20 protein-coding genes and 1 pseudogene are annotated in these 22046 nt (G+C 72.7%); 12 read left to right on the top strand and 9 right to left on the bottom strand.

The genetic code is table 11. The features are described 5' to 3' along the window. Nucleotides 1-54: 54 nt before the first annotated feature. Genes M1P99_RS13340 through M1P99_RS13350 form a run of 3 tightly spaced genes read left to right on the top strand, consistent with a single transcriptional unit; the run spans nucleotide 55 to nucleotide 4732 of the window. Nucleotides 55-1089, top strand: a complete 1035-nt coding sequence (locus M1P99_RS13340; protein ID WP_304455680.1) for an AAA family ATPase — start codon at nucleotides 55-57, stop codon at nucleotides 1087-1089. Then, nucleotides 1089-3572 (top strand): DUF5682 family protein, encoded by a 2484-nt coding sequence (locus M1P99_RS13345; protein WP_304452975.1) that lies wholly within the window; start codon nucleotides 1089-1091, stop codon nucleotides 3570-3572. Before M1P99_RS13340 ends, M1P99_RS13345 begins: the two co-directional genes overlap by 1 nt. Beyond that, on the top strand, nucleotides 3569-4732 hold the full coding sequence (locus M1P99_RS13350) for a VWA domain-containing protein (RefSeq protein WP_304452976.1): 1164 nt from the start codon (nucleotides 3569-3571) through the stop codon (nucleotides 4730-4732). The genes M1P99_RS13345 and M1P99_RS13350 overlap by 4 nt, the downstream gene beginning before the upstream one ends. A gap of 53 nt (nucleotides 4733-4785) precedes the next feature. On the opposite strand, the gene M1P99_RS13355 is transcribed toward M1P99_RS13350, so the two are convergent. The 3 genes from M1P99_RS13355 to M1P99_RS13365 all read right to left on the bottom strand — a co-directional run bounded on the left by M1P99_RS13355 (nucleotide 4786) and on the right by M1P99_RS13365 (nucleotide 7292). Then, a complete protein-coding gene (locus M1P99_RS13355; RefSeq protein WP_304452977.1) occupies nucleotides 4786-6081 on the bottom strand; it encodes a hypothetical protein in 1296 nt (431 codons plus the stop codon). 165 nt (nucleotides 6082-6246) lie between these two features. Beyond that, entirely contained in the window at nucleotides 6247-6456 is a 210-nt protein-coding gene (locus tag M1P99_RS13360; protein WP_304452978.1) for a DUF397 domain-containing protein, read from the bottom strand. 11 nt (nucleotides 6457-6467) lie between these two features. Beyond that, nucleotides 6468-7292, bottom strand: a complete 825-nt coding sequence (locus M1P99_RS13365) for a helix-turn-helix transcriptional regulator (protein WP_304452979.1) — start codon at nucleotides 7290-7292, stop codon at nucleotides 6468-6470. A 265-nt stretch (nucleotides 7293-7557) separates the two neighbouring features. Between M1P99_RS13365 and M1P99_RS13370 the strand changes: the two genes are divergently transcribed. Then, nucleotides 7558-8067, top strand: coding sequence for an ATP-binding protein (locus M1P99_RS13370; protein ID WP_304452980.1), 510 nt, complete (start codon nucleotides 7558-7560; stop codon nucleotides 8065-8067). A 176-nt stretch (nucleotides 8068-8243) separates the two neighbouring features. Further along, nucleotides 8244-8591, top strand: a complete 348-nt coding sequence (locus M1P99_RS13375; protein WP_304452981.1) for a hypothetical protein — start codon at nucleotides 8244-8246, stop codon at nucleotides 8589-8591. Nucleotides 8592-8656: 65 nt separating this feature from the next. Here M1P99_RS13375 and M1P99_RS13380 read toward each other — a convergent pair whose 3' ends face one another. Next, the gene (locus M1P99_RS13380) at nucleotides 8657-8890 is read right to left on the bottom strand and encodes a hypothetical protein (protein WP_304452982.1); all 234 of its coding nucleotides are present in this window, start codon (nucleotides 8888-8890) and stop codon (nucleotides 8657-8659) included. Nucleotides 8891-9002: 112 nt separating this feature from the next. On the opposite strand from M1P99_RS13380, the gene M1P99_RS13385 reads away from it, so the two are divergent. Next, nucleotides 9003-9527 carry a hypothetical protein gene (locus M1P99_RS13385; RefSeq protein ID WP_304452983.1) on the top strand — a complete coding sequence of 175 codons (525 nt, stop codon included), beginning with the start codon at nucleotides 9003-9005 and terminating at the stop codon, nucleotides 9525-9527. A gap of 266 nt (nucleotides 9528-9793) precedes the next feature. Beyond that, entirely contained in the window at nucleotides 9794-10270 is a 477-nt protein-coding gene (locus M1P99_RS13390) for a hypothetical protein (RefSeq protein ID WP_304452984.1), read from the top strand. 60 nt (nucleotides 10271-10330) lie between these two features. Here M1P99_RS13390 and M1P99_RS13395 read toward each other — a convergent pair whose 3' ends face one another. Next, complete coding sequence (locus M1P99_RS13395) at nucleotides 10331-10696, bottom strand: DUF3140 domain-containing protein (protein WP_304452985.1); 366 nt, start codon at nucleotides 10694-10696, stop codon at nucleotides 10331-10333. 199 nt (nucleotides 10697-10895) lie between these two features. On the opposite strand from M1P99_RS13395, the gene M1P99_RS13400 reads away from it, so the two are divergent. The 4 genes and pseudogenes from M1P99_RS13400 to M1P99_RS13415 all read left to right on the top strand — a co-directional run bounded on the left by M1P99_RS13400 (nucleotide 10896) and on the right by M1P99_RS13415 (nucleotide 15250). Then, nucleotides 10896-12026 (top strand): aromatic acid exporter family protein, encoded by a 1131-nt coding sequence (locus M1P99_RS13400; RefSeq protein ID WP_304452986.1) that lies wholly within the window; start codon nucleotides 10896-10898, stop codon nucleotides 12024-12026. Between the two features lie 96 nt (nucleotides 12027-12122). After that, the gene (locus M1P99_RS13405; protein WP_304452987.1) at nucleotides 12123-12866 is read left to right on the top strand and encodes a spermidine synthase; all 744 of its coding nucleotides are present in this window, start codon (nucleotides 12123-12125) and stop codon (nucleotides 12864-12866) included. Between the two features lie 75 nt (nucleotides 12867-12941). Then, entirely contained in the window at nucleotides 12942-14081 is a 1140-nt protein-coding gene (locus M1P99_RS13410) for a sorbosone dehydrogenase family protein (protein WP_304452988.1), read from the top strand. A gap of 291 nt (nucleotides 14082-14372) precedes the next feature. Further along, nucleotides 14373-15250 (top strand): annotated as a pseudogene (locus M1P99_RS13415) (IS5 family transposase). Between the two features lie 15 nt (nucleotides 15251-15265). On the opposite strand, the gene M1P99_RS13420 reads toward M1P99_RS13415, so the two are convergent. Together M1P99_RS13420 and M1P99_RS13425 are read right to left on the bottom strand one after the other, a co-directional pair. Continuing rightward, nucleotides 15266-17851 (bottom strand): glycoside hydrolase family 9 protein, encoded by a 2586-nt coding sequence (locus tag M1P99_RS13420; protein WP_304452989.1) that lies wholly within the window; start codon nucleotides 17849-17851, stop codon nucleotides 15266-15268. Between the two features lie 389 nt (nucleotides 17852-18240). Next, on the bottom strand, nucleotides 18241-19023 hold the full coding sequence (locus M1P99_RS13425) for a hypothetical protein (protein WP_304452990.1): 783 nt from the start codon (nucleotides 19021-19023) through the stop codon (nucleotides 18241-18243). Between the two features lie 314 nt (nucleotides 19024-19337). Between M1P99_RS13425 and M1P99_RS13430 the strand changes: the two genes are divergently transcribed. After that, the gene (locus M1P99_RS13430; protein WP_304452991.1) at nucleotides 19338-20015 is read left to right on the top strand and encodes a hypothetical protein; all 678 of its coding nucleotides are present in this window, start codon (nucleotides 19338-19340) and stop codon (nucleotides 20013-20015) included. 173 nt (nucleotides 20016-20188) lie between these two features. Here M1P99_RS13430 and M1P99_RS13435 read toward each other — a convergent pair whose 3' ends face one another. Next, a complete protein-coding gene (locus tag M1P99_RS13435; RefSeq protein WP_304452992.1) occupies nucleotides 20189-21301 on the bottom strand; it encodes an SDR family oxidoreductase in 1113 nt (370 codons plus the stop codon). Between the two features lie 115 nt (nucleotides 21302-21416). Next, nucleotides 21417-21992 (bottom strand): TetR/AcrR family transcriptional regulator, encoded by a 576-nt coding sequence (locus M1P99_RS13440; protein WP_304452993.1) that lies wholly within the window; start codon nucleotides 21990-21992, stop codon nucleotides 21417-21419. Nucleotides 21993-22046: the final 54 nt, after the last annotated feature.

A 22046-nucleotide genomic window follows, 5' to 3' on the forward strand; every position in this document is an offset into this window, starting at 1 on the left:
CCCAGCCCCTCTGCTGCCCTTCGCCCCCACGCCGAGCAGACCTACGCCACCGAGCTGGCGGCGCTCGCCGAGGCCGACGACCGCCAGCGGCCCCCGGGCTGGAAGCTGTCCCCGTGGGCGGTCACCCAGTACCTGCTGGGCACCACGATGGACGACGGTACCGAGATCACGCCCAAGTACATCGGCTCCCGCCGGGTCGTGGAGGTCGCCGTCGCGACGCTGGCCACGGACCGCGCGCTGCTGCTGATCGGTGTGCCCGGCACCGCCAAGACCTGGCTGTCGGAGCACCTGGCCGCCGCGATCGCCGGCGACTCGACCCTGCTGGTGCAGGGCACCGCGGGCACCTCGGAGGAGGCCGTCCGCTACGGCTGGAACTACGCCCGGCTGCTCGCGGAGGGGCCCTCCGAAGCCGCCATGGTCCCCAGTCCCGTGATGAACGCGATGGCGCGCGGGTCGATCGCACGGATCGAGGAGCTCACCCGCATGCCGTCCGACGTCCAGGACGGGCTCATCACGGTCCTGTCGGAGAAGGCGCTGCCCGTCGCCGAACTGGGCGTGGAGGTCCAGGCCCAGCGCGGGTTCAACGTCATCGCCACCGCCAACGACCGCGACCGCGGCGTCAACGACCTCTCCAGCGCGCTGCGCCGCCGCTTCAACACGGTGGTGCTGCCCGTCCCCGACAGCGCGGAGGACGAGGTCCGCATCGTCACCCAGCGCGTGGAGCAGCTCGGCCGCTCGCTGGACCTGCCCGAGGTCCCCACCAGCCTCACCGAGATCCAGCGCGTGGTCACCGTCTTCCGCGAGCTGCGCTCGGGGGTGACCGAGGACAACGGCACCAAGGTCAAGTCGCCCAGCGGCACGCTGAGCACCGCCGAGGCGATCTCGGTCATCACCAACGGCATCGCCCTGGCCGCCCATTTCGGTGACGGCCTGCTGCGGCCGGCCGACGTCGCCGCGGGCATCCAGGGAGCGGTGGTGCAGGACCGCGTCTCCGACGGCGTGGTGTGGCGCGAGTACCTGGAGACCGTGGCGCGCGGCCGCGAGGGCTGGAGCGAGTTCTACCGCGCCTGCCGCGAGGTGAGCGCCTGATGCCCCGACTGGACACCGGTGGACTGCACGTCCTGGGCGTGCGGCACCACGGCCCGGGCTCGGCCCGGGCGGTCCGGGCGGCCCTGGAGGAGATCAAGCCGGACGCCGTGCTGATCGAGGGGCCGCCCGAGGCGGACGCGCTCACCTCCCTGGTGGGAGAGCTGGAGCCGCCGGTCGCCCTGCTGGCCTACCTCGCCGACACCCCCAAGGGCGACACGCCGAGGGCGGGCGACGAAGCGGGAGGTGCTGCGGCCGGAGGCCGTCCGTTGAGGGTGGCGGCGGGCGACGAAGCGGGAGGCGCTGCGGCCGGAGGCCGTCCGTTGAGGGTGGCGGCGGGCGACGGGTGGGCGTTCTGGCCCTTCGCCTCCTTCTCCCCGGAATGGCAGGCGCTGCGCTACGCCGTCGAGCACGACGTCCCCGTGCGCTTTTGCGACCTGCCCGCCGCGCACACCCTGGCCGAGCGGGTGGCCCGCGCCGAGGCGCGGGCGGAGGCCGAGCAGGAGAAGGACGGACCGGGCGAGGAGCACCAGGAGCAGGACCGGGAGAAGGCTCCGAGGCAGGACGAGGAGGAGGCTCCGGGGCAGCAGGCCCCATCCGCGGCCGAACGGTCCGCCGACCGGGTCCGGGTGGATCCGCTGGGCGTGCTCGCCCGGGCCGCGGGCTACGACGACACCGAGCGCTGGTGGGACGACGTCATCGAGCAGCGGCGCGACGACCAGCCGTCGCCGTTCCCCGCGATCGCCGACGCCATGGCGGCCGTGCGCGCCGAGACGGGACCGGAGCGGGGCCGGGAGGCGCGCCGGGAGGCGTACATGCGCCAGACCCTGCGCAGAGTGCTCAAGGAGGGGCACGACCGGGTCGCCGTCGTCTGCGGGGCCTGGCACGCCCCCGCCCTGCGCGACGTGAACGACTACCCGATCAAGGACGACACCGCGCTGCTGCGCGGACTGCCCAAGGCGAAGGTCAACGCCACGTGGGTGCCGTGGACCCACGGGCGGCTGGCGGCCGACAGCGGCTACGGCGCGGGGGTGTCCTCCCCGGGCTGGTACCACCATCTGTTCACCGCCCCGGACCGGCCGGTGCACCGCTGGCTCACCGACGCCGCGCGCCTGCTGCGCGAGGAGGGGCAGGCGGTCTCCTCCTCGCACGTCATCGAGGGGGTACGGCTCTCGGAGACACTGTCCGTCCTGCGCGGGCGGCCGCTCGCGGGGCTCGACGAGGTGTCCGAGGCGCTCACCTCCGTCCTGTGCGAGGGCGAGACCGCCCGCGCGGCGCTCGTCCACCGCCGGATGGCGATCGGCGAGCGCATGGGCGCCGTTCCGCCCAGCACGCCCATGGTGCCGCTGCAGCGCGACCTCACCGCCGCCCAGAAGCGGCTGCGGCTCAGGCCCGAGCCCTTCGACCGCGAACTCGATCTCGACCTGCGCAAGGAGAGCCAGCGCGAGCGCGGTGTGCTGCTGCACCGGCTGCGCATGCTCGGTGTGGCCTGGGGCGTGCCCCGCCACACCGGCGGCGGGCGGCGCGGCACGTTCCGGGAGGCCTGGCGCCTGCGCTGGGAACCCGACATGGACGTCGCGCTGATCGAGGCGAGCCGGTGGGGCACCACTGTGGCCTCGGCCGCCGCCGCCCGGGCGGTCGACCTCGCCGCGGACGCCGACCTGCCCGCGCTCACGGCCCTCACCGAGCAGTGCCTGCTGGCCGAACTCGGTGACGCGCTGCCGCACGTGCTGTCCCTGCTCACCGACCGCGCCGCCACCGACAGCGACGTCACCCACCTGATGGCCGCGCTCCCGGCGCTGGCGCGCTCGGCCCGGTACGGCGACGTGCGCGGCACCGACGGCGGCCACCTGCGCGCGGTCGCCGAGCAGATCCTACGGCGGGTGTGCGTGGGGCTGGCCCCGGCGGTGCACGGGCTGGACGACGACGCGGCGGCCGAGTTCGTCCGGCGCATCGACCACACGCACGACGCGGCGTCCCTGCTCGGCGGCGACGCGGCCGACGAGTGGACGAGCGCGCTCGTCGCCCTGTCCCGGCGGGACACCCTCCCGGGGCGCATCGCCGGACGGATCAACCGGATGCTGTCGGACGGTGGGCTGCTGTCGGCCGACGAACTGCGCCGCCGGCTGGGCCTGGCGATGTCGCCGGGGACCGAACCCGCCGACGCCGCCGCGTGGCTGGAGGGGTTCCTGCAGGGCAGCGGGCTCATCCTGGTCCACGACGAGCAGCTGTTCGGGCTCATCGACACCTGGCTGCTGAGCCTGCCCGAGGAGCGGTTCACGGCGGTGCTGCCTCTGCTGCGGCGCACGTTCGGCGCCTTCGACGCCCCGGAGCGGCGCGCGATCGGCGAGGCGGCCGCCCGGATCGGCGGGTCGCCGCGGCCCGACCACTCCGTGTCCGAGCGCCGCCTCGTCGACGCGGACCGGGCCGCGCCCGCCGTGGCCGCGGCACTGGCCGTCCTCACCAACGGAAGGAGCCACGCGTGAACGCCGTGGACGAACGGGAACGCCGCTGGCGCCTGGTGCTGGGCCGCGAGGCGCAGTGCGGGGGCGGGCTGACCAGCGCCGACCAGGGCATGGACGCCGCCCTGGAGGCCCTGTACAACCGGGGCGACGGCGCTTCCGGCAGCGCGGACGGCCGCCGCTCCGCGGGCCTGGGGGCGTCCGCCCCGCGGGTGTCGCGGTGGCTGGGGGACATCCGGGAGTACTTCCCGACCTCCGTCGTGCAGGTCATGCAGAAGGACGCCATGGAGCGGCTCGGTCTGCACCGGCTCCTGCTGGAACCGGAGATGATGGAGGCCGTCGAACCCGACGTGCACCTGGTGGGCACGCTGCTCTCGCTCAACCGGGTGATGCCGGACGAGGCCCGCGAGTCCGCCCGCGCGGTGGTGCGCACGGTGGTCGACGACCTCGAACGCCGGGTGGCGCAGAAGACCCGCTCGGTGGTGCGGGGAGCCATCGACCGGTCCTCGCGCACGACCCGGCCGCGCCGGGTGGCCGACATCGACTGGAACACCACGATCCGCCGCAACCTGGCGCACTACCTGCCCGAGCACAACACGATCGTGCCGCAGACCCTCGTGGGGTACGGGCGGCGCAGCCGCGGGGTGCAGAAGGGCGTGGTGCTGGCGATCGACCAGAGCGGATCGATGGCCTCCTCCGTCGTGTACGCGAGCGTGTTCGGTGCGGTGCTGGCGTCGATGAGCGCGCTGCGCACCTCACTGGTGGCCTTCGACACCGCGGTCGTGGACCTGACCGAGGAGCTGACCGACCCGGTCGAGGTCCTGTTCGGCACCCAGCTCGGCGGCGGTACGGACATCAACCGGGCCATCGCCTACTGCCAGGGTCTGATCACCAAGCCCAACGACTCGGTGTTCGTGCTGATCAGCGACCTCTACGAGGGCGGCGTCCGCGCGGAGATGCTCAAGCGCGTGGCCGCGATGAAGTCCGCCGGCGTGCAGGTGGTGGTCCTGCTCGCCCTGTCCGACGAGGGCGCGCCGTTCTACGACCGCCAGAACGCCGCCGCCCTGGCCGAGATGGACGTCCCGGCCTTCGCCTGCACCCCGGACGCCTTTCCGGAGCTCATGGCCGCCGCCATCCAGGGCCTGCCGCTGACCGCCTGGGTCGACCACCACCAGGACGCCTGACCGAAGGCGCGGAAGGGGCCGCGCCGACCGGCGCGGCCCCATCCGCCTGGTGCTCAGCCCGTCGCCGGGCAGGGATCGTCGAGTGTGTCGACCGGGGTGAGGGTGACCGAGAACCGCGGCACCCGGGTGACACCCTCGTCCCGGTCCCACAGCAGGTCGACGTCTTTCGCGCCCTTGAAGTACAGGACCGGCCGGTCCGTCGTCAGCGGTGGGCCGACACGGATGACGGGGGCCTCACCCGGATCGACGCACACCACCGTCGGCTCCACACCGCTGTGGAATCGGGCCTCGCCGCCCTCGGTCCGGTAGGCCTCGACATGGGCCTCACCCCCGGCGGTGTCCTCACGCAGTTGGTCCGTCAGCGCGCCCAGCACGTGGACGAGGACGAGAAGGACCGCCATCAGCCCGATGAGGAACGGGGCGACACCGAGACTGAGCAGGTGAAAGTGCCGGACCAGTCCGAACAGGCCGAGTGAGACGACCACGGCCTGGATCACCCGGGGCGCGCTCTCGGTCGTCGCCGCGAAGCGGCTGATCCCCGAGAGCGCCACCTCGTTGGCGCCGATGCCGAAGGCGTCCAGGTACACGGTCAGGCTGAAGTCGCCCAACGCCAGCGCTGCGGGGATCGCCAGGACGGTGATGACCAGCGGGAACCAGGTGTTGGCCAGGCTCTCCGGGATCCGGATCACGACCTGCCACGCGCCGTACAGACAGGGAACGGCGATCCACACGGTGAACATGGTCGTGAGGGTGGCTTCTCCGGCGCGCCACGCGACGAACAGCAGGACGCCGCACACCAGCAGGAACGCGCCGAGCACCACGGCGCCCAGCACCGGGTGGTGGTCGGAGGAGTGGACCCGGTCAGGGAGACCGACGACCGTGAGCGAGTCCGCCGGCCCGGCCTCCGGGTGCCTGGCCGCGAACTCCGGCAACAGGGACCGGGCCTCCGCCAGGCTCTGCGCGTGGACCCGCCCCCTGGCCCGCCACCAGGTCAGCGCGAGGAGCAGGACGGCCGGTACCTTCTTCGCCTGCACGCGTGGCAGCACGAGGTAGGTCTGGGTGCGGGCCTGGCGGGGCCGCAGCCGTGCGGAGGTGATGATCCGCGCGTCGACTCCAGAACGGTCACGTGCCTTGCGGAACCCGACGGCGGCCGCCACGGTCGAGCCGAGGGCGGCACCGGAGACCGGGACGTGCACGTCGTAGTCCCGGTGTTCGGGTGTCGCTCCGACCTCACGGAACCGCCATGGCCGACCGCGCACCAGCGCGAGGAACGCCGCCGCCTGGGGTTGGGGGACGCGTACGCCGAGCCGGACCTCGTGGTCGTAGTGCCGGGGGAACTCGCCCTCCATCTCCTGGACCGGGGGGACCGGAGGGGGCGGAGGGGGCGGCGGGGGTTCGGTCGAAGAGCTTCCGCGACGGAAGAAGGACCACATGGGGGCGGGCTCCACTCGTCGGGTCGGCACGGACCGGCACCGGCCACCACGTGCTGGCAGGGTGGCCGATGTCCGGGGTGCCTAGTGGAGGTCGGTCTTGGCGGTGTCCAGGAAGGCCTGCCACTCGCCCGGGGTGAAGGCGAGGCTGCCGAGGTCTCTGTGCCTGGTGTCGCGGACAGCGGCCCCCGTCGCCCAGTCGGCCACCTCCACACACGCGGTCTGGTCGGCGCTGTAGCTCGCCTTCCTCCAGCTCGCCGCCGTCGGGATGATGGACTGACTCTCAGGTGTCATCGCTCGTCCTTCTACAGATCTCTGCGGATGTCCGACAGCAGCTTCCGCAACATGTTCCCGCCGACCCCGGCCAACCGAAGCTGGTTGAAGATCGCCTCGTGGTCGTGCAGATCCTCAGCACTTTCGAGGAAGAGGTTACTCCGGTAGCTCTCCACATAAACGGTCGAGAGTCCGGACATGGGCAGCTTCAGGATCATGAAGGTCGGTACCACCATCCCGATGTGGGCTCCGGCGACATGCGGGATGACCTGGAGGGTGACCTTGGGATGCGCGGACAGGTCCAGCAGGTGCGTGAGCTGCGCACGCATGACGTCCGGACCCCCGACCTGCTGACGCACCGCGCTCTCGCCGAGGATCACCCACATGTCGGGCCCGTCCTCTGACAGCACGCGACTGACGCGCTGTCGGCGAACCTCGATCTGCCGTTCGAGGTCGTCAGGGGTGACAGAGTTACTGACTCCCGTGATCACGGCGCGCGCGTAGTCCTCCGTCTGGAACAGACCCGTGACGACGGAACTCGTGTACGCCTCGATCTCCGAGGCGCTCGCTTCCAGCCCGATGAACGTCCCGTAGCGCTGTTGCAGGTCGTAGGACTGCCACCAACCCCGCTTGCCCGCTTGACGGCGAATCTGGATCAGGGCCTCGGCTTCTTGGGATGACAACTCGTAGTGCCTGGTGAGCTGCCGAAGCTCCTTCTCGCGAGGCACCCGTAGTGCGGCCTCCCAACGGCTCACGGTGGAGATGGTGACTTCGAGAATCCGGGCGACGTCGGTGATCGTGAGACTGTGCCGCTCCCGGAGTCGCTGGAGCTCCCTGCCCAGTTGCCACTGGGCCACGGTGGGTGTGGTGATTGGCATAAACGTCCCATCTAATTAGAGTTGCCAGTTAGCCTTGCCAATGAGATTACTCAGGGTCATACTCTAACTATGGCTGGTTCGCCCCGCTAGCACGGGAGTTCAGGGAGATCGACGTGCTGAGAACCGGCTGTTCTCGCTGGCAACGTGCCCTAAGACGAGGTGCGACGAAGCCCTGGCGGGTGCTGGTAACACCCCCAGGGCATGGTCGGCGGGTCAATTCGTGCAGAACTGAGGAGTCACCGACATGCCTGTTGTATCGCAGAGTCCGACGCCCGCCTACCCGGGGCGGCGCTGGGCAGCGCGCCTCTACCCCGGAAGGCCCGCGATCGCGGCCCGCGTCCGCGCCGACATGCGTGCGGACCTCGCCGAACTCGTCGGGATCCCCGACGACCTGGTCGACAGCACCGCCCTGTGTGCGAGCGAGGCGTTCGCCAACGCCGTCGCCCACAGCAGGTCCGGGCGGCCCGACGGGACGGTGATGCGCATCCTGTCCACGCCTGTCGTCACCACCTGGGAGACCACGCTCCGGTTGTCCGTCATCGACGACGGGCCCGTGGACTCCCGGCCGATGATCCCCGCCCAGCGCACGGCTGAGGAGTGGGAGGAGGCCGAACGTGGCCGCGGCCTGCTGCTCATCGACCACCTGGCCACGGAGTGGGGCACCCAGCGCTGGTCCGGTACCGGCACGCACAGTGTCCTCGGCACCGTGATCTGGGCGGAGTTCACCTATCCCACACTTCGGGAGACGGTATGACGACGGCGACGTCCGCCCCGGCCTCCGGTATCGCCCCGGACATGCGCCGAGTTCTGAACGCGCCCAGGGGGCGGCGATTCAGCCGTCCCACGCTTCCCTCGCGTCCCTCGGCCGCTCCTGCGGCCCCGCTCGCTTCGCTGGGCCGGACCCCGAGGGAACGCGCGCTCCTGGCTCAGATGCCCGACACTCCTCGGCTGCGACACCGGCTCGTCCACGGCGACCTGCCCCTGTGGATGGCCGAGGCCGAGCCCGCGGAACCCCGCCTCCAAGGGGAGTCCCGCCCGCGCAGGGAGCCCGACCCCGCTTCCCGGCCAGGTGACGGACCCGCACCGGTACCCGAACCCGTGCGCATTCCCCGCCCCAGGCGCGAGCGCCCGCCGCTCCCGCGCCGCTCGGACCGCCCCCGCCGCCCGGCGAGCCACCGCAGGCCCCGCAGCCGCCCCGTCGGCTGGCCGTGGGTCGGCTACGCCCTCGCCACTGCGGCCGGTACCCTCGTCCAACCCTTCATCGCGCTACTGGGCTGACTGTGAGCCAGCGTGGAGGCCGCACCAGCGCGAGGTGTTCGGTGCGGCCCAAGCCAGTTCCCTGCTCAGTCGCCGAGAACCCGAGCCAACTTCTGCGCCAGCCGTTCCTGCGGAATCTCTGTGTGCGGATGCCAAGCGTGGCCCCCGACCTCCTCGGCCTGGAGCTGAACGGACGACTCCTCGATCCGGTACAGGTAACGGAAGTCGAAGTGCCAGTGTTCGGGCTCGGCCTTCGCCGTGTTGGCTGGAATCCGGTGGATGTCCAGGTCGATCGGCCACGTCAAAGCCCAGAACGCCACACCGACTGCCGTGCAGGAAAACGGCACGAGTGCCGGGTCGGCCCGCAGAGCAATCTGCTGGTGCGGTCAGAATCCGGGCGCCCTCGCCTGCAGTGCTAGCCTCGCATGCACCATGGCGGCAATAGGAAACGCGTCCGAATCCGACGACCCCGCATGCGGCGCCTATCTGCCTCTGGAAGAGGCGGCATGGCTGTATCAGGCGGATCAGATGTGTCCGGAAGACCTGCCGATGACCGCTGCCCAGGCAATCGCGGCGGGTGTAGACACCCCCGCCCTGTGCGAGCTTGCCGGTCTGCCACGCCTTGCCGATCCTCGGTACATCCGCGACGCGTTTGAGCAGGCTCTCGCAGAATCGGGGATCGCGATACCCGATCACCACTTGGCCCGACGGTATGCGCTGCGAAGGCTGGCCACGAGATTCATCGCCGGGGAGGTAGCCCTCGCCGAATCGGCATCGGACGAGTGGTCGCAGGTAGAGGTCGAGACCGCTGAAGAGAGAGCATTCCTGGCGCTCCTCCCGCCATGCGCGTGTTGCATCGAGTACACACTGGGGCTTGAGGAGGCGGTGTGGGAAGCGCAGCTGCGGATCGCGGCCCGTGCCTTGGTCTCGAGCCGTACCGTCGGGCCGGGCCTTTGACGAGTGACATCAGCCAAGCGGCGCGGACCGGCTCGGTACAAGCATCGACGTGGCCCGCCTCACCCGGGAGACGGTCGCCATCGCCGTGGTCGGTGCCGTACTGGCGATCCTGACCGGCGGCCGCCTGGAGGGCGCGGGGTTCGCGCCGGGTGTCCGATTCCGGACAGGCCGACCTGCTGGACCGTCCAGCAGGGGACGATGGATCCCTTGGACGGCCCGGTCGGGACCGGTGGGCCGTCGTCGGTGTCCGGGAACGGGGGAGCGGTGTGACTGGATTCGCGGACGGGCTGGGCGACGCCCGCAGGGCCGTGACCGCCTACTTCGGTTTCCACGCGCCCGAGCGGCGGAGCGCAGGGGAACCGGAGGGCGGGGACCTCCTGGACGACATCGGGGACACGGTGCACGGAGCGGAGCTGCCCGTCCTCGACCGCGCGTCGCGCACCGCCCCACCGGAATCCTCCGAAGCCTCGGCGACCGCCGGGCCCCCGGAGCCCCCGGAGCCCCCGGAGCCCTCGGAGCCCTCCGACCCGCCCGCCACTGGTGGGCCGGAGGCCGCCGAGGGCGGGCGGCCCGCGTCCCTGGCGGCGATCGACGACTTGGACCGGCAACCCAGGGACGCGGTGCCCGACGACCACCACCGGGCCGTCGACGAACTCGTGGCGGACCTGGAGTCGCGGGCGGGCTGGGCCGTCCTGCCGCTGCTCGGCTGGTCCTGCGGTGTGCTCGTGCTGGTCCGCATGTAGGCGGCCCGGGAGGCCCGAACCGTCCGGGCGGTCGGAACGGCCCGGGGCGATACGGACGGCCTACGGCGCGCCCTCCTCACCGGGCCAGACCGAGTCCGGCCGCAGCGGGTCGTGGCCCACCGACATCAGGCGGCGGCGCCAGCCCGGGTCCTCACGGTTCGGTTCGGCCAGCTCGTCGTGGACGAAGCGCGCCACGTCGCCCATCAGCCGGACGTCGGACTCCGTGACGTCGGCCTTGCGCTTGTCGAGGACCGCCACGATCTCCTCGCCTTGGCTGGAGACGTTCAGATCGGGTTCGGGCTGCTCGAAGGACTTCTCGCCGGAGGCGTCCGTGAGCAGCCACACCCGCAGCTCCTCCCCGGTCATGTTCACCATGGAGTGGAAGTCGTCCCAGACCTTGTCCACCTCGGGATCGTGGTGAGCCATGGTCCTCCTCCTCTCTTCGACGGGTGTCCGGCCTCAACGGGGGCGCTACCCGGGCGGGCCGCCCGTCATACGTGCTCCGGCCCGGCCAGCGGACCCGCCGTTTCGCCCTGTCGCCCTCGGGGCAGACGGACGGGTACACGACGGGGGACGCGGTCGGCGGCGGGGCCGGGCCGCGGGAGCGAGGAACCGAGGAGACGCCGTGCTGGGCGAACACCTGGGGCAGAGCCTGCGGCGCGCCGTCCGCGGACGGGGCCGCGAGCGCGAGCGGGTGGTCCTCATCCTGCGGAGTGTGGTCGCGTCCACACTCGCCTGGGCGGTGGCGGCCCTGATCATGGACAGCTCGCAGGTGGCCTTCGCGCCGTTCTCCGCTCTGCTGGTGGTCCGCCCCAGCGTCTACCGGTCCGTGCTCGACTCCAGCCGCTACGTCGCCGCGGTCTTCCTCGGGGTGTTGGCCGCCGGGGCCGCAGGTCTCACGGTCGGCGTGCACCTGTGGGCGTTCGCCCTGGTCGTCCTGGCGGCCCTGGTCGTGGGACAGGCGTCCCTGTTCCGGGAGCAGGGGCGACAGATCCCCGTGGTGGCGGCGTTCGCGTTCGCCGGAGGAACCGCGGCGAGCGCGGCGTCGCTGGGCGAGATCCTGATCATGGTCTGCGTGGGCTCGGCCTCGGCCCTGCTGACCCAGCTCGTCCTCGCCCCGTCCGTCCGCTTCCGGGACGCCGAGGACGCGGTGCGCGGGTTCGCCGACGCGATGGCCTACCTCGTCGACGAGATCGCCGAGGGACTGCGCGAGGGGCGGGAGGGACTGGACACCCGCCGCTGGGTCAGGATCGCCCGAAGCCTGTCCGCCACGAGGGAGAACGCCCGGGCCGCCGTGGAGAGCCAGGACGAGCGGTTCCGGTTCAATCCGCGCCGGGCCCTGGCCCGGAGCGGCTCCACGGTCAGCCTGCGGACCTACCGGGACTGGATCAACGCCCTGGACCGCGCGTCCTGGCACCTGCGGTCCATCACGAGCACGCTCGACACCCTGGAGCGGGGCACGAGTCGGCTGCCCGCGCAGAGCGAGGACTTCCTGCGTGCGTACGGCGGCCTGCTCGACGCGGTCTCGGACGTGCTGTGGACGCTGCACGAGGACCGGGCCTGGGAGAGCGACCGTGTCCCGCACGGCCTCAGCCGGCGGCTGGAGTCGGCCAAGGAGACCGTCGACCGGTGCCAGGAGGATCTGGAACGCGGGAGGGACGAGCACGCCTGGCACGTGCGCGGGTCCCTGCTCACCGACGTCGAACGCCTGCTGCACGAGCTGGAGGAAGGCCGTTCGGTCGCCGAGCGGGGGTGAGCGGTGGCGGCCCCGGCGTCGACGAGCGGTCGCGGCGCGCGGGGCCCGTAGGGTCGGAGGACGGGTCCACGACCGCCGCAGTGACAAGGGAGTCCGATGAGCCTACGCATCCAGGAACTGGGCTGGCGCGCCACCCCGATGGGGGAGATCAGCCTGCGCCGGCGCTGGGACCCCGCCGCGCGCGCCGACGTCTACGAGATCAAGCTCGACGACGAGTTCCTGATGTCGAGCCTGTTCGTCGCCGCGGAGGTGGAGGTCGCACGGATCGCCCTCGCCGCGCTGCGGTCCGCCGGCCCGCCGCCCGAGGGCGGCTTCGACGTCGCCGTGGGCGGGCTCGGGCTCGGCCACACCGCGCTCACCGTCCTGGAGGACGACGCCGTCCGCTCCCTCGTGGTGGTGGAGGCGCTCCAGGAGGTGATCGACTGGCACGAGGAGAAGCTCATCCCGGCCGGGGAGACGCTGAGCGCCGACCCGCGCTGCCACCTGTCCCAGGGCGACTTCTTCGCCCGCGCCGCCGACCCGGCCGGCGGGCTGGAGCCCGGCTCGCCCGGAGCCCGCTACCACGCGGTGGTCGTGGACATCGATCACTCGCCCCGCCACCTGCTGAACCCCGCCCACGCCCCCTTCTACGAGGCGGAGGGCACACGCCGGCTCGCCGAGCACCTGCGGCCCGGCGGCGTGTTCACCCTGTGGTCCAACGACCCGCCCGACGAGGCCTACATGGACGTCCTGCGCGGGGAGTTCACCGGCGTACGCGCCGAGGTCGTCAGCTTCCCCAACCCGTACCAGGACCGACCCGCCACCAACACGGTCTACGTGGCGTCGAAGCCGCGCGAGTGATGTGAGCGGGCGCGGCACCCGGGTCGCGGACCCGGGCGGGAGTTAGGGCCGCGGTGGGCGGGGCAGGGGAGCGGTATGGCACATAGCGGACACCGCTCCAGAACCGCCGCGGTGCTCGGTGTCCTGCTGTTGGCGGGCGCGTGCGCGACGGACGGGACCAACACGCCGCCGGCGCCGGAAGAGTCCGGCTCGCCGGGGAGGGAGAGCACCGACCAGGAGGCCCCGGGGACCGGCTCCGGGGAACCCGGCGAGCCCGCGGACCTGGCCACCGGCCTGGAGGTCCCGTGGGGAGTGGGCTTCCTCCCGGACGGATCGGCGCTCGTCGCCCAGCGCGACTCCGCGGAGGTCGCGCACGTGGCGGCCGACGGCACCGTGACCGGAGCCGGGCGGGTGGAGGGGGTCGTGCCCGGCGGAGAGGGCGGCCTCCTGGGGCTGGCCGTCGATCCGGCGTTCCCCGACGACCCGTACGTGTACGTGTACTACACGGCGCGGTCCGACAACCGGATCAGCCGGATCGGGTACGACGCCGACGAGGGCGAGCTGGGCCGGGCCGACGTCATCCTGGACGGCCTGCCGAAGGCGGGCAGCCACAACGGCGGCCGCATCGCCTTCGGCCCCGACGACCTGCTGTACGTGGGCACCGGCGACGCCGCCCAGGGGCCCCTGGCCCAGGACACCGACTCGCCGGCGGGCAAGATCCTGCGCGTCACCGGCGACGGCGAGCCCGCCGAGGGCAACCCGTTCGACAACCACGTGTACAGCTACGGGCACCGCAACGTGCAGGGTCTGGCCTGGGACGCCGACGGGCGCCTGTACGCGACCGAGTTCGGGGCCGACGCGCTCGACGAGGTCAACCTGATCGAGCCGGGAGCGAACTACGGGTGGCCGGAGGTGGAGGGCCCCGGCGGAGGGGACGAGTACACCGACCCCCTGCTGACGTGGTCGCCCACGGAGGCTTCGCCCAGCGGCGCGGCCATCGCGGACGACGCCCTGTGGGTGGCCGCGCTGCGCGGCGAGCGCCTGTGGCGGGTTCCTCTGGACGGCGAGGGCGGACTCGGCGAGCCGGAGGCGTACTTCGAGGACGACCACGGGCGCCTGCGCACGGTGGTCGCCGAGCCGGGCGGCGACGCGCTGTGGCTCACCACCAGCAACCTCGACGGCCGCGGGTCGCCCGAGGACGGGGACGACCGCGTACTGCGGGTCCCCCTGCGGTAGGGCCGGAAAGCCGACGGCCGACGGCCGACAGGCGACGACGCGTGGCCGGTGACGGGCACCGCCGCCCGCCACCGCGCACCCGGCCGGGGAGGGCCCGGCACCGTGCCGGCCCCTCCCCGCGGGCGCCCTGAGGGCGAGTTCCGCGCCGCGCCTAGGGCCTGTTTGGTAACTGGTGTGATCAGGGGCAAAAGCACCGATCTGGTCACGCCAGGCGTGTCACCCCGCACATAGGCGAAGCCTTCGGTAGATCAGTCAACGACCAAGAAGACCAAGCCCACCGAAGGCTTCGCTGTGACCCTACCCGGCCCCGGGCGCGGTGACCTCACCGACGCCCAATGGTCTGTGCTCGAACCGCTCCTGCCCGTGCCGGCCACCGGCCGTCCGCCCTCGCGCTCCAAGCGCACCCTGATCAACGGCATCCGCTGGCGGGTGCGGGCCGGCGCCCCCTGGCGCGACGTACCCGAGCGCTACGGCCCCTGGCAGAGCGTCTACGACCTCTTCCGCCGCTGGACCCGCAACGGCACCTGGGCCCGAATTTTGGACGCCCTGCGCGCCCTGGCCGACGCGGCGGGCCTGATCACCTGGCAGGTCAACGTCGACTCCACCATCGTGCGCGCCCACCAGCACGCCGCCGGAGCCGCGAAAAGGGGGAGGGCCCAGATCACGAAACGGACGAGCCCGACGACCACGCTCTGGGACGCTCGCGGGGCGGGTGGACCACCAAGATCCACCTGGCCTGCGAGCAGCGCCAAAAGCCCTTGTCGGTGGTGGTCACGGCCGGCCAGCGCGGGGACGCCCCTCAGTTCGAGCCGGTCATGGAACGTATCCGCGTGGCGGGGCGGGATCGCAGTGGTCCGGCGCGCACCCGGCCGGTGCGGGTACGCGCGGATAAGGCCTACAGCTCGAAGAAGATCCGTGCCTACCTGCGCAGACGCAAGATCAGAGCGACGATTCCCGAACCCGCCGACCGGGTGCGCAACCGCAAACGCAAGGGGCGGAGTGGGGGTCGTCCGCCCGGCTTCGACAAGGTCGACTACCGGGCCCGGCACGCGGTGGAGTGCGGGATCAACCGGCTCAAACGCAACCGGGCGGTGGCCACGCGCTATGACAAGCTCGCCCTTCGCTACGAGGCCACCGTCCAGATCGCTGCCATCAACGAATGGCTCTGACTTTCCAAACAGGCCCTAGCCGCAGACCGCTCCGTTGAGGCGGAACAGCTCGGGGGCCGGGTCGGGTCCGCCCGAGCGCGTGCCGACGAAGCCGAACGTCGTCTGCTCCCCGGGCTCGATCGCCGCGTTCCAGCCCAGGTCCCGTGTGGTCACGCGGGGGCCCGACTGCTCCAGCTCACCGCTCCAGTGCCGGCCCACCGACTGCCCGCCGGTGAACGACCACCCGAGTTCCCAGCCGTCCACGGGCTCGTCCCCGGTGTTGCGGATCGTCACCTGGGTGGTGAACCCGCTGTCCCACGCGCCGTGCACCGTGTAGTCCACCTCGCAGGTCGGCGCGGCCGGGGGCGCCGCCTCGCCCTGGTCGGTGACGAACGCCGACACCCACGCCAGCGCCGAGTTCCAGTTGATCGTCAACTCGTTGGTCGACCACGCGTCGATGTGGTCGATGTAGCAGAACTGCGGTGCGCAACCGGTCAGGTTGGCCCGGCTGACCGGGTCCCAGGTGGCGGTGTCGGAGTTCGGTCCGCCCGACAGCGTGCCGTCGGGCGGCGGGGGCAGCGACGGGTCCAGCTGGGCGGCGTACCACCGGCTGTGCTGGTTGACCGCGTCGTTCTCGCCGTACCCGGTCACGTAGGACTGGTTGAGCGCGTTGCGCCCCAGCACGTAGTCCATCCCCTCCAGGACGGCGTCGCGGTAGCGCGCCTCCCCGGTCAGGTCGTAGGCGCTCGCCAGGACGACCATGGTGTTGAGGACCAGTCCGTTGGACCCCCACACGAGGACCCCGTCCTCCGGGTTCAGGACCAGGCCGTACGGGTGCTCTTCGGCGGCCGCCAGGTACTGGTCGGCGGCGGCCACCACGGACGCGCGGACCTCGTCGCGGCCGTCGAGGGTGTTGGGGACGGTCGCGAGCTGGAGCCGTCCCAGGGGCGCGGTCCAGCGCCAGTCGAAGGCCGAGGCGGTGAAGGCCCCGCCGGTGTGCAGCTCCGAGCCGGTCACGGCGTCCTCGTACTCCGCCGCGCCCGTGGTGAGGTACAGCTCGGCCGCCGCCCAGTAGAACTCGTCGGCCACGGTGTCGTCGTCGTAGGGGCCACCGCCTTCACCGCCGGCCTCGGCGAAGCGGTCGGGGTGCGCCAGGGCCGCGTCCCAGGCGGCCTCGCCCGCCTGCGCGCAGGTGTCGGCGAAGTCGGCGTCGTAGGGTGCGAACACCCGGGCGCACTGGGCGGCGGTGGCGGCCAGGTTCAGGGTGGCCGCCGTCGACGGCGGGTGCAGGTAGCGGGGCTGTGGATCGCGGTCGGGCATGAGCGGCAGGCCCGTCCACGCGGCGTCGTGCACCTTGTGGTGCGCCATCCCCGCCAGCTCCTCGCCCTCGGGCACCTGCATGCTGAGCAGGAACTCCATTTCCCAGCGCGCCTCGTCCAGGACGTCGGGCACGCCGTTGTCCCGCTCCGGGATCGCGAGAGTCGAGTCGGCGACCCGGTCGGGATCGCCGGTGGGGGCGTGGTGCGCCCGCTCGTACACGCTCATCAGCTGGTGGACGGAGATGCCGCCGTTCACCACGTACTTCCCGTGGTCCCCGGCGTCGTACCAGCCGCCGGAGACGTCCAGGGAGTAGTCGCAGGGGGTGTCGGGATGGCAGGTGACCTCGGTGTCCCCCTGGTTGGGCTCGACTCCGGCGTGACCGGCCGGGCGGCCGTAGCCGGGGGCGATCTCGTCGCTGATCTCGATGCCGCTGCGCTGCGTGTAGTAGAAGTCCAGGGCGTCGGTCGCCAGGTCTGCGTAGGGGTCGGCGGCGATGTCGAACGGGTGGCTCGTCTCGCCGTCAGCGGTCAGGGTGAAGCCGGTGCCCGCCTGTGTGAACCCGCCGAAGTCGACCGAGTGCACGCTCTGGTCGGAACTCGGGTCCACACCCCGGGGAACGGTCTCGCCCTCGGCCACGACGGTGCCGTCGGCGTCGGCCAGATCCCAGGGCAGGGGCTGCTCGGCGTCGGTGACCACGGTGGCGTTCTTGGGGCCCTGCGGCAGGTAGCCGACCTGGTTCACGCGTACGCGGGGGCCGGTGTCGGGCTCGTACACGGGGGGTTCGGCCCCGCCGAGCAGGGACACGTCGTCCAGGCAGAAGGTCCAGTCCTCGGCGGCGCCGCCGATCTGGAAGGCGACCTGGGCGTCGGGCATGTCCGTGGAGGCGGTGAAGACGTGCTCGAAGCGGGCGGGATCGGCGCCGAGGGCCGGGCGTTCGTCCAGTTCGGTGCGCCAGGGGTCGACGGGTTCCTGGACGAGCGCCCGCACGACGACTCCGTCCGCTCCGGAGGCGGTGTAGGTGAAGTCGTAGGACTCGTCGGCCTGGAGGGGGACGCCGTCCTGTCCGATGATGGCGTCCCAGGGATTCTCGGTTCCTCCGGGGACGTCGGCGCACAGGGCGCCGTCGATGACGCCCATCTCGATGCCGGCGCTGGCCCACCATCCGGTGGCGCCGTCGGAGAAGTCGCCGTTGACGATCTGCTCGACGGGGTCGTCGGCGGCGCTGGCGGGTGCGGCCGTGAGAAGGCCGCAGGTGAGGGCGGCGCACGCGCTGAGCGCGAGCACCCTGGTCGGGGTGGTCATGGCTTCCTTCCGCTGGGGGTGGGCGACCGGTCGGCCGCCGCGGAGGTTGGGAGCGCTCCCAGACGCATGGTCGTGGGAGCGGCCACCCCTGTCAATGGGGGTAAGCGCAGACGCCGCGCGGCCCGGCGCCGCCCGAGCGTTCGGAGCCGTGCTCAGAGCCCGACCCCACCCACGGCTTGCAGGAGTCGGTTCCGCGCGGTCGCCGACAGGGGCCTGCCGGGGTCCGGTCCTGTCCACAGGGTGTGGACGGTGTCGCGCTCAGCCAGATCCGTCCACAGGGTGTGGACAGGATTCCGGGTTCGCGACACCGCGAAGGGGCCGGGGCGGCGGCACACGACGAGGCCCGCCCGCGGCGGAGCCGGGGCGGGCGGGTCGTGAAGCGTGTGCGCTCAGGCCTCCTCGGCCTCGTCGTTCCCCTCGTCGCCGGCGGGCAGCAGGCCCTTGGCGATGACCTCCTCGGTCAGCGCGCGGAGCACCTCGGCGGCGTCCCCGGCGTGACCCGGGTGCTCGGACACCTCGCGGAGCTCGGCGAGGATCGCCGACACCACCGTGTCCCACCGCAGGATCCGGGCGAGCGGCGCGGCCTCGGTCGACTCGCGCCAGCGGCGCAGCGCGTCCAGCCGACCGTGCTCGACGGCCTCGTGGGTGAGGTGGAACAGCAGATCGACCGTGCGCTCGTGCGAGTCGCGGTCCATGAGGTCGACGTCGATCACCGGCACCGGCTGGGTCGAGTCACCGTCCTCCTGGGGGCGCAGGTGGTACACCTTCCACAGCCGCCCGTTGGTGAGCACGATCCAGCGCGCGCCCTGTTCGGCGGCGACCCGGCGGGCCATCTGGATGTTGCGGATGTCCAGCTCCTGGCCGACACCCTTCACCTCGACCGGGGCGAACACGTCGCCGTCGAGGATGATCGCGTAGTCGACGGAGTCGCCGCTCGTGCGGTACTCGGTCGTCAGCTCCTGGTACTTGCTGTAGTTCAGGCCGACACTGAGGAAGTCGGCGACCAGCAGGCGGGTGTCTCCGTCGTTGGCGTCGCGTTCGACCAGTTCGGCCAGGGGGCCCGACAGCCGGTCGATCGCCGCGGCCAGCCGGCTGCGCACGGGGGTCTCCCAGCTGACAGGGGTGGTGAACTGACCCGTGCGGGTCATCACCTGGGTTGCCTCGACGTCCATGAGTGTCCGTTTCCGTGGTCGCCGTGGGCCCCGCCGCACGCTGCCCGGGGGCACGGATGAGGGAGGATTGGCCGCACCGATCGTACAGCTCCCACGGCCCTGTCGCCGATCCGACCCGTCGCGGGCCGCGCGGTCTCCGGCCGGTCCCGGCCGCTGGCGGGGCTGCTTCCGGGTACGCCGGTCCGCGCCGGGCCGTCTCAGGGTGCGCCCGGACGCGCCGGGGCTGGACGGCGGCCTGCCCTGATGGGGTCGATCGACCCTGGGCAGGGCCGCGCGCAGGGGAGACGCTGGGGCGGTCGGAGGAGGTCGCTCGAATGGATGACAGCGCGGGAACGGCACCGGGTGGGGCGGCGGTTCCGGCGCGGACCGCCGCTCCGCCCTCGGTCGGCCTGTGGGTCCTGCTGTGCGCCGGTGCCGAAGCCGTGGGCATGACCGCCGCCGTCGGCGCCGTCGTGGTGTCGCAGGCCCTTGTCGGCGAACCGGCCGGTGCTCCGGGGGTCGCGGGCGTGGTCGGCCTCGTCCTGGCGGGCGGCCTGGTGGAGGGGCTGGTCCTGGGGTCCGCGCAGGCCCTGGGTCTGCGGCGGTGGCTGCCCGGCACGGCCGTCCCGTGGATCGTGGCGACGGTCGTGGTCGCGGGCCTGGGCTGGGCCGCCGGCTCACTGCCGTCGGTGCTGTCCGACACGGAAGGCATGACCGAACCGGCCGTGCCGGTCGTGGTCGGTCTCGCGGCTTCGTTGGGCGCGCTCATGGGTGCGGCCCTCGGCGCGGCGCAGGCGCTCGTGCTCCGCCGGCGGGTGGCCCATCCATGGCGGTGGGTGGGGGCCAGTGCCCTGGCCTGGGCCGGAGCCATGCCCGTGATCTTCCTGGGTGCTTCCGCGGCGCCCGCCGAGTGGCCGGCTCCCGTGCTTCTGCTGTTGGGCATGGGGACGGGAACGATGGCCGGTGCTGTTCTGGGCGGTGTCGGCGGCTGGTTCCTGCGATATCTGGACTGATCCGTGGGGACATCCGGTTCCTTGTGATTCGACCGGCCCACGGGGAAGGCCGGAGGGGCAGGCCCTGCGGCCCGCCCCTCAGGACGGCCGACGTTCCCGTCAGGGGCGGGACCAGGGCGGGCGAGGGCGCACCGCCCGCGTGCGGTCGCCGCGGAGGCGGTCGCCGTGCCGGCTCACGGGCCCGCGGTGCGTACGGGCCGGGGCCGGGGGCCGTCACCGAAGTCCTCGGCGACCAGCCGGTCGGCCCAGAGCCGGAGCGCGGGCCACACCGGCGGATGGGACAGGCCCGCCGCGCGGGCCAGGGCGTCGGCCGATGCCGTGTCGTAGCGGTCGGCGCTGAGGAAGGTCAGGGTCTCGGGTTCGACGCCGGTCAGCCCGCGCGGCAGGCGGCGCAGCAGCCCGACCGGCACCCTGCCCCACGGGGCCCGGACGCCCAGGTGCGCGGCGAGCCCGCGGAGGAGTTCGTGCAGAGGGGGAGTGCCGTCGTCCAGCACCCAGTGGGCGCGAACGGCACCGGGACCGGCACCGGCTCCGGCGGAGTCGTGGCCCGGGACCGCGGCGAGGAAGCGCGCGAGGTGGTCGACGGTCACCACCGGCACGAAGGTCGACGACCCGCCCGGCAGGAGCGGTAGCCGTCCGCGCCAGAGGTCGCGGACGGTCTGGGCCAGGCCGATGTACTGCCCGGACTCGCCCGTCTCGGAGTCGCCGATGACGGTCGAGGGGTTGACGATGCTCAGCGGAACGCCCTCGCGCGCGGCGAGGTCGCGCACGAGGGCGTCGGCCTCGATCTTGGCCGCCTCGTAGGCGCCGCGCTCCCGGTAGAGCCGGTCCGCCTCGGCCGGCGTGGGTGGAGCGGTCAGGACCGCGCCCGCGCGGTACCCGGTGACGTGGACCGCGCGCCGCAGCCCGGGCCGGCGCGACGCCCAGGTGAGCGCGTGCAGCGCGCTGTCGACGTTGGCCGCCCGGGACTCCTCACGGTCCATGCCGAAGCGGTAGCTCCCGGCGCAGTTGTAGACGTCGCGCACGTCCCGCAGCCGTCGCGCGTCGGCGTCGTCGAGTCCGAGGTCGGGCCTGGCGAGGTCGACGCGGACAGTGGTGAGTCGTGTGGTGGGTACGGAGTGCTCGCGGAGCCAGGAGAGCAGGGCCTCCTCGCTGCCGCCGCTGCGGGTACCGGCGGCCGCGGCCTGGCCGTCGTGCAGCAGCTCCGCCAGGAGCCAGCGCCCGATGAGTCCGGTCGCCCCGAGCACGAGGGCCCGTGGGTTCGTTTCCGCGTGGAGAGGTCGCATGGTTCTCCTTTATAGATCGGTCTACATATTTTTGGCGCACAAGCCCGCTTCGCGAGCCCGGATCACTGTGTGCCGGGGCGGTGTCCGGGTCGTTCGGAGGGCTGGTCCTGGGGGGTCAGTCGTCCTTGAGCAGCAGTGCGACCGACCCCCGGGCCCGGTCCAGGGGAGTGCGGCTGCGGGTCGCCCGGGCGAGCAGGATGGCGCCCTCGACGAGGGAGAGCGCGGACCAGGCCTGCGCGTCCGCGGTCCCGGGGTCGCGCCCCTCGGCGGCGAGCCGGAGCGCGAGCTCCCGCTGCCAGGACGAGTAGACGCGCGTGCAGACCTCGTGCACGCGGTCGTTGGTGGCGGCGACGTCGACCGCGGTGGCGGCGATCGGGCAGCCCTTGGTGAAGTCCGACCCGACCATCCTGTCCGTGAACAGGTCGATCATTCGCTGGGCGAGCGCGACCGCGTCGGGCGCCTCGTCGGCCAGGTCGGCGAGTGCGGCGCCCACCTCGGCGCCCGCGGCCTCCAGCGCCGCGGTGACCAGGTCGTCCTTGCCGCCGGGGAAGTGGAAGTACAGCGAGCCCCGTGGGGCCCCGCTGGCGGCCAGGACCTGGTTGAGTCCTGTTCCCGCGTAGCCGTGGGCCTCGAGCAGTTCGCGCGCACCCCCGATGAGCCGCGCACGTGTGGCCGTCCCCTTGGTTCCCATGCGGGTCACACTAGACCGATCTACATATTTTTTCCAGCCCATGACGGCGCCCGA

It is taken from the genome of Nocardiopsis sp. YSL2, assembly GCF_030555055.1.
GTDB lineage: Bacteria > Actinomycetota > Actinomycetes > Streptosporangiales > Streptosporangiaceae > Nocardiopsis.

Bases quoted from the DNA above. Each gene is read 5' to 3' on its own strand.
- M1P99_RS13360 (WP_304452978.1), bottom strand. From the start codon at position 6,456: ATGACACCTGAGAGTCAGTCCATCATCCCGACGGCGGCGAGCTGGAGG.
- M1P99_RS13385 (WP_304452983.1), top strand. From the start codon at position 9,003: ATGGCGGCAATAGGAAACGCGTCCGAATCCGACGACCCCGCATGCGGC.
- M1P99_RS13410 (WP_304452988.1), top strand. From the start codon at position 12,942: ATGGCACATAGCGGACACCGCTCCAGAACCGCCGCGGTGCTCGGTGTC.
- M1P99_RS13425 (WP_304452990.1), bottom strand. From the start codon at position 19,023: ATGGACGTCGAGGCAACCCAGGTGATGACCCGCACGGGTCAGTTCACC.
- M1P99_RS13435 (WP_304452992.1), bottom strand. From the start codon at position 21,301: ATGCGACCTCTCCACGCGGAAACGAACCCACGGGCCCTCGTGCTCGGG.
- M1P99_RS13355 (WP_304452977.1), bottom strand. From the start codon at position 6,081: ATGGAGGGCGAGTTCCCCCGGCACTACGACCACGAGGTCCGGCTCGGC.
- M1P99_RS13345 (WP_304452975.1), top strand. From the start codon at position 1,089: ATGCCCCGACTGGACACCGGTGGACTGCACGTCCTGGGCGTGCGGCAC.
- M1P99_RS13430 (WP_304452991.1), top strand. From the start codon at position 19,338: ATGGATGACAGCGCGGGAACGGCACCGGGTGGGGCGGCGGTTCCGGCG.
- M1P99_RS13440 (WP_304452993.1), bottom strand. From the start codon at position 21,992: ATGGGAACCAAGGGGACGGCCACACGTGCGCGGCTCATCGGGGGTGCG.
- M1P99_RS13370 (WP_304452980.1), top strand. From the start codon at position 7,558: ATGCCTGTTGTATCGCAGAGTCCGACGCCCGCCTACCCGGGGCGGCGC.
- M1P99_RS13420 (WP_304452989.1), bottom strand. From the start codon at position 17,851: ATGACCACCCCGACCAGGGTGCTCGCGCTCAGCGCGTGCGCCGCCCTC.
- M1P99_RS13395 (WP_304452985.1), bottom strand. From the start codon at position 10,696: ATGGCTCACCACGATCCCGAGGTGGACAAGGTCTGGGACGACTTCCAC.
- M1P99_RS13375 (WP_304452981.1), top strand. From the start codon at position 8,244: ATGCCCGACACTCCTCGGCTGCGACACCGGCTCGTCCACGGCGACCTG.
- M1P99_RS13405 (WP_304452987.1), top strand. From the start codon at position 12,123: ATGAGCCTACGCATCCAGGAACTGGGCTGGCGCGCCACCCCGATGGGG.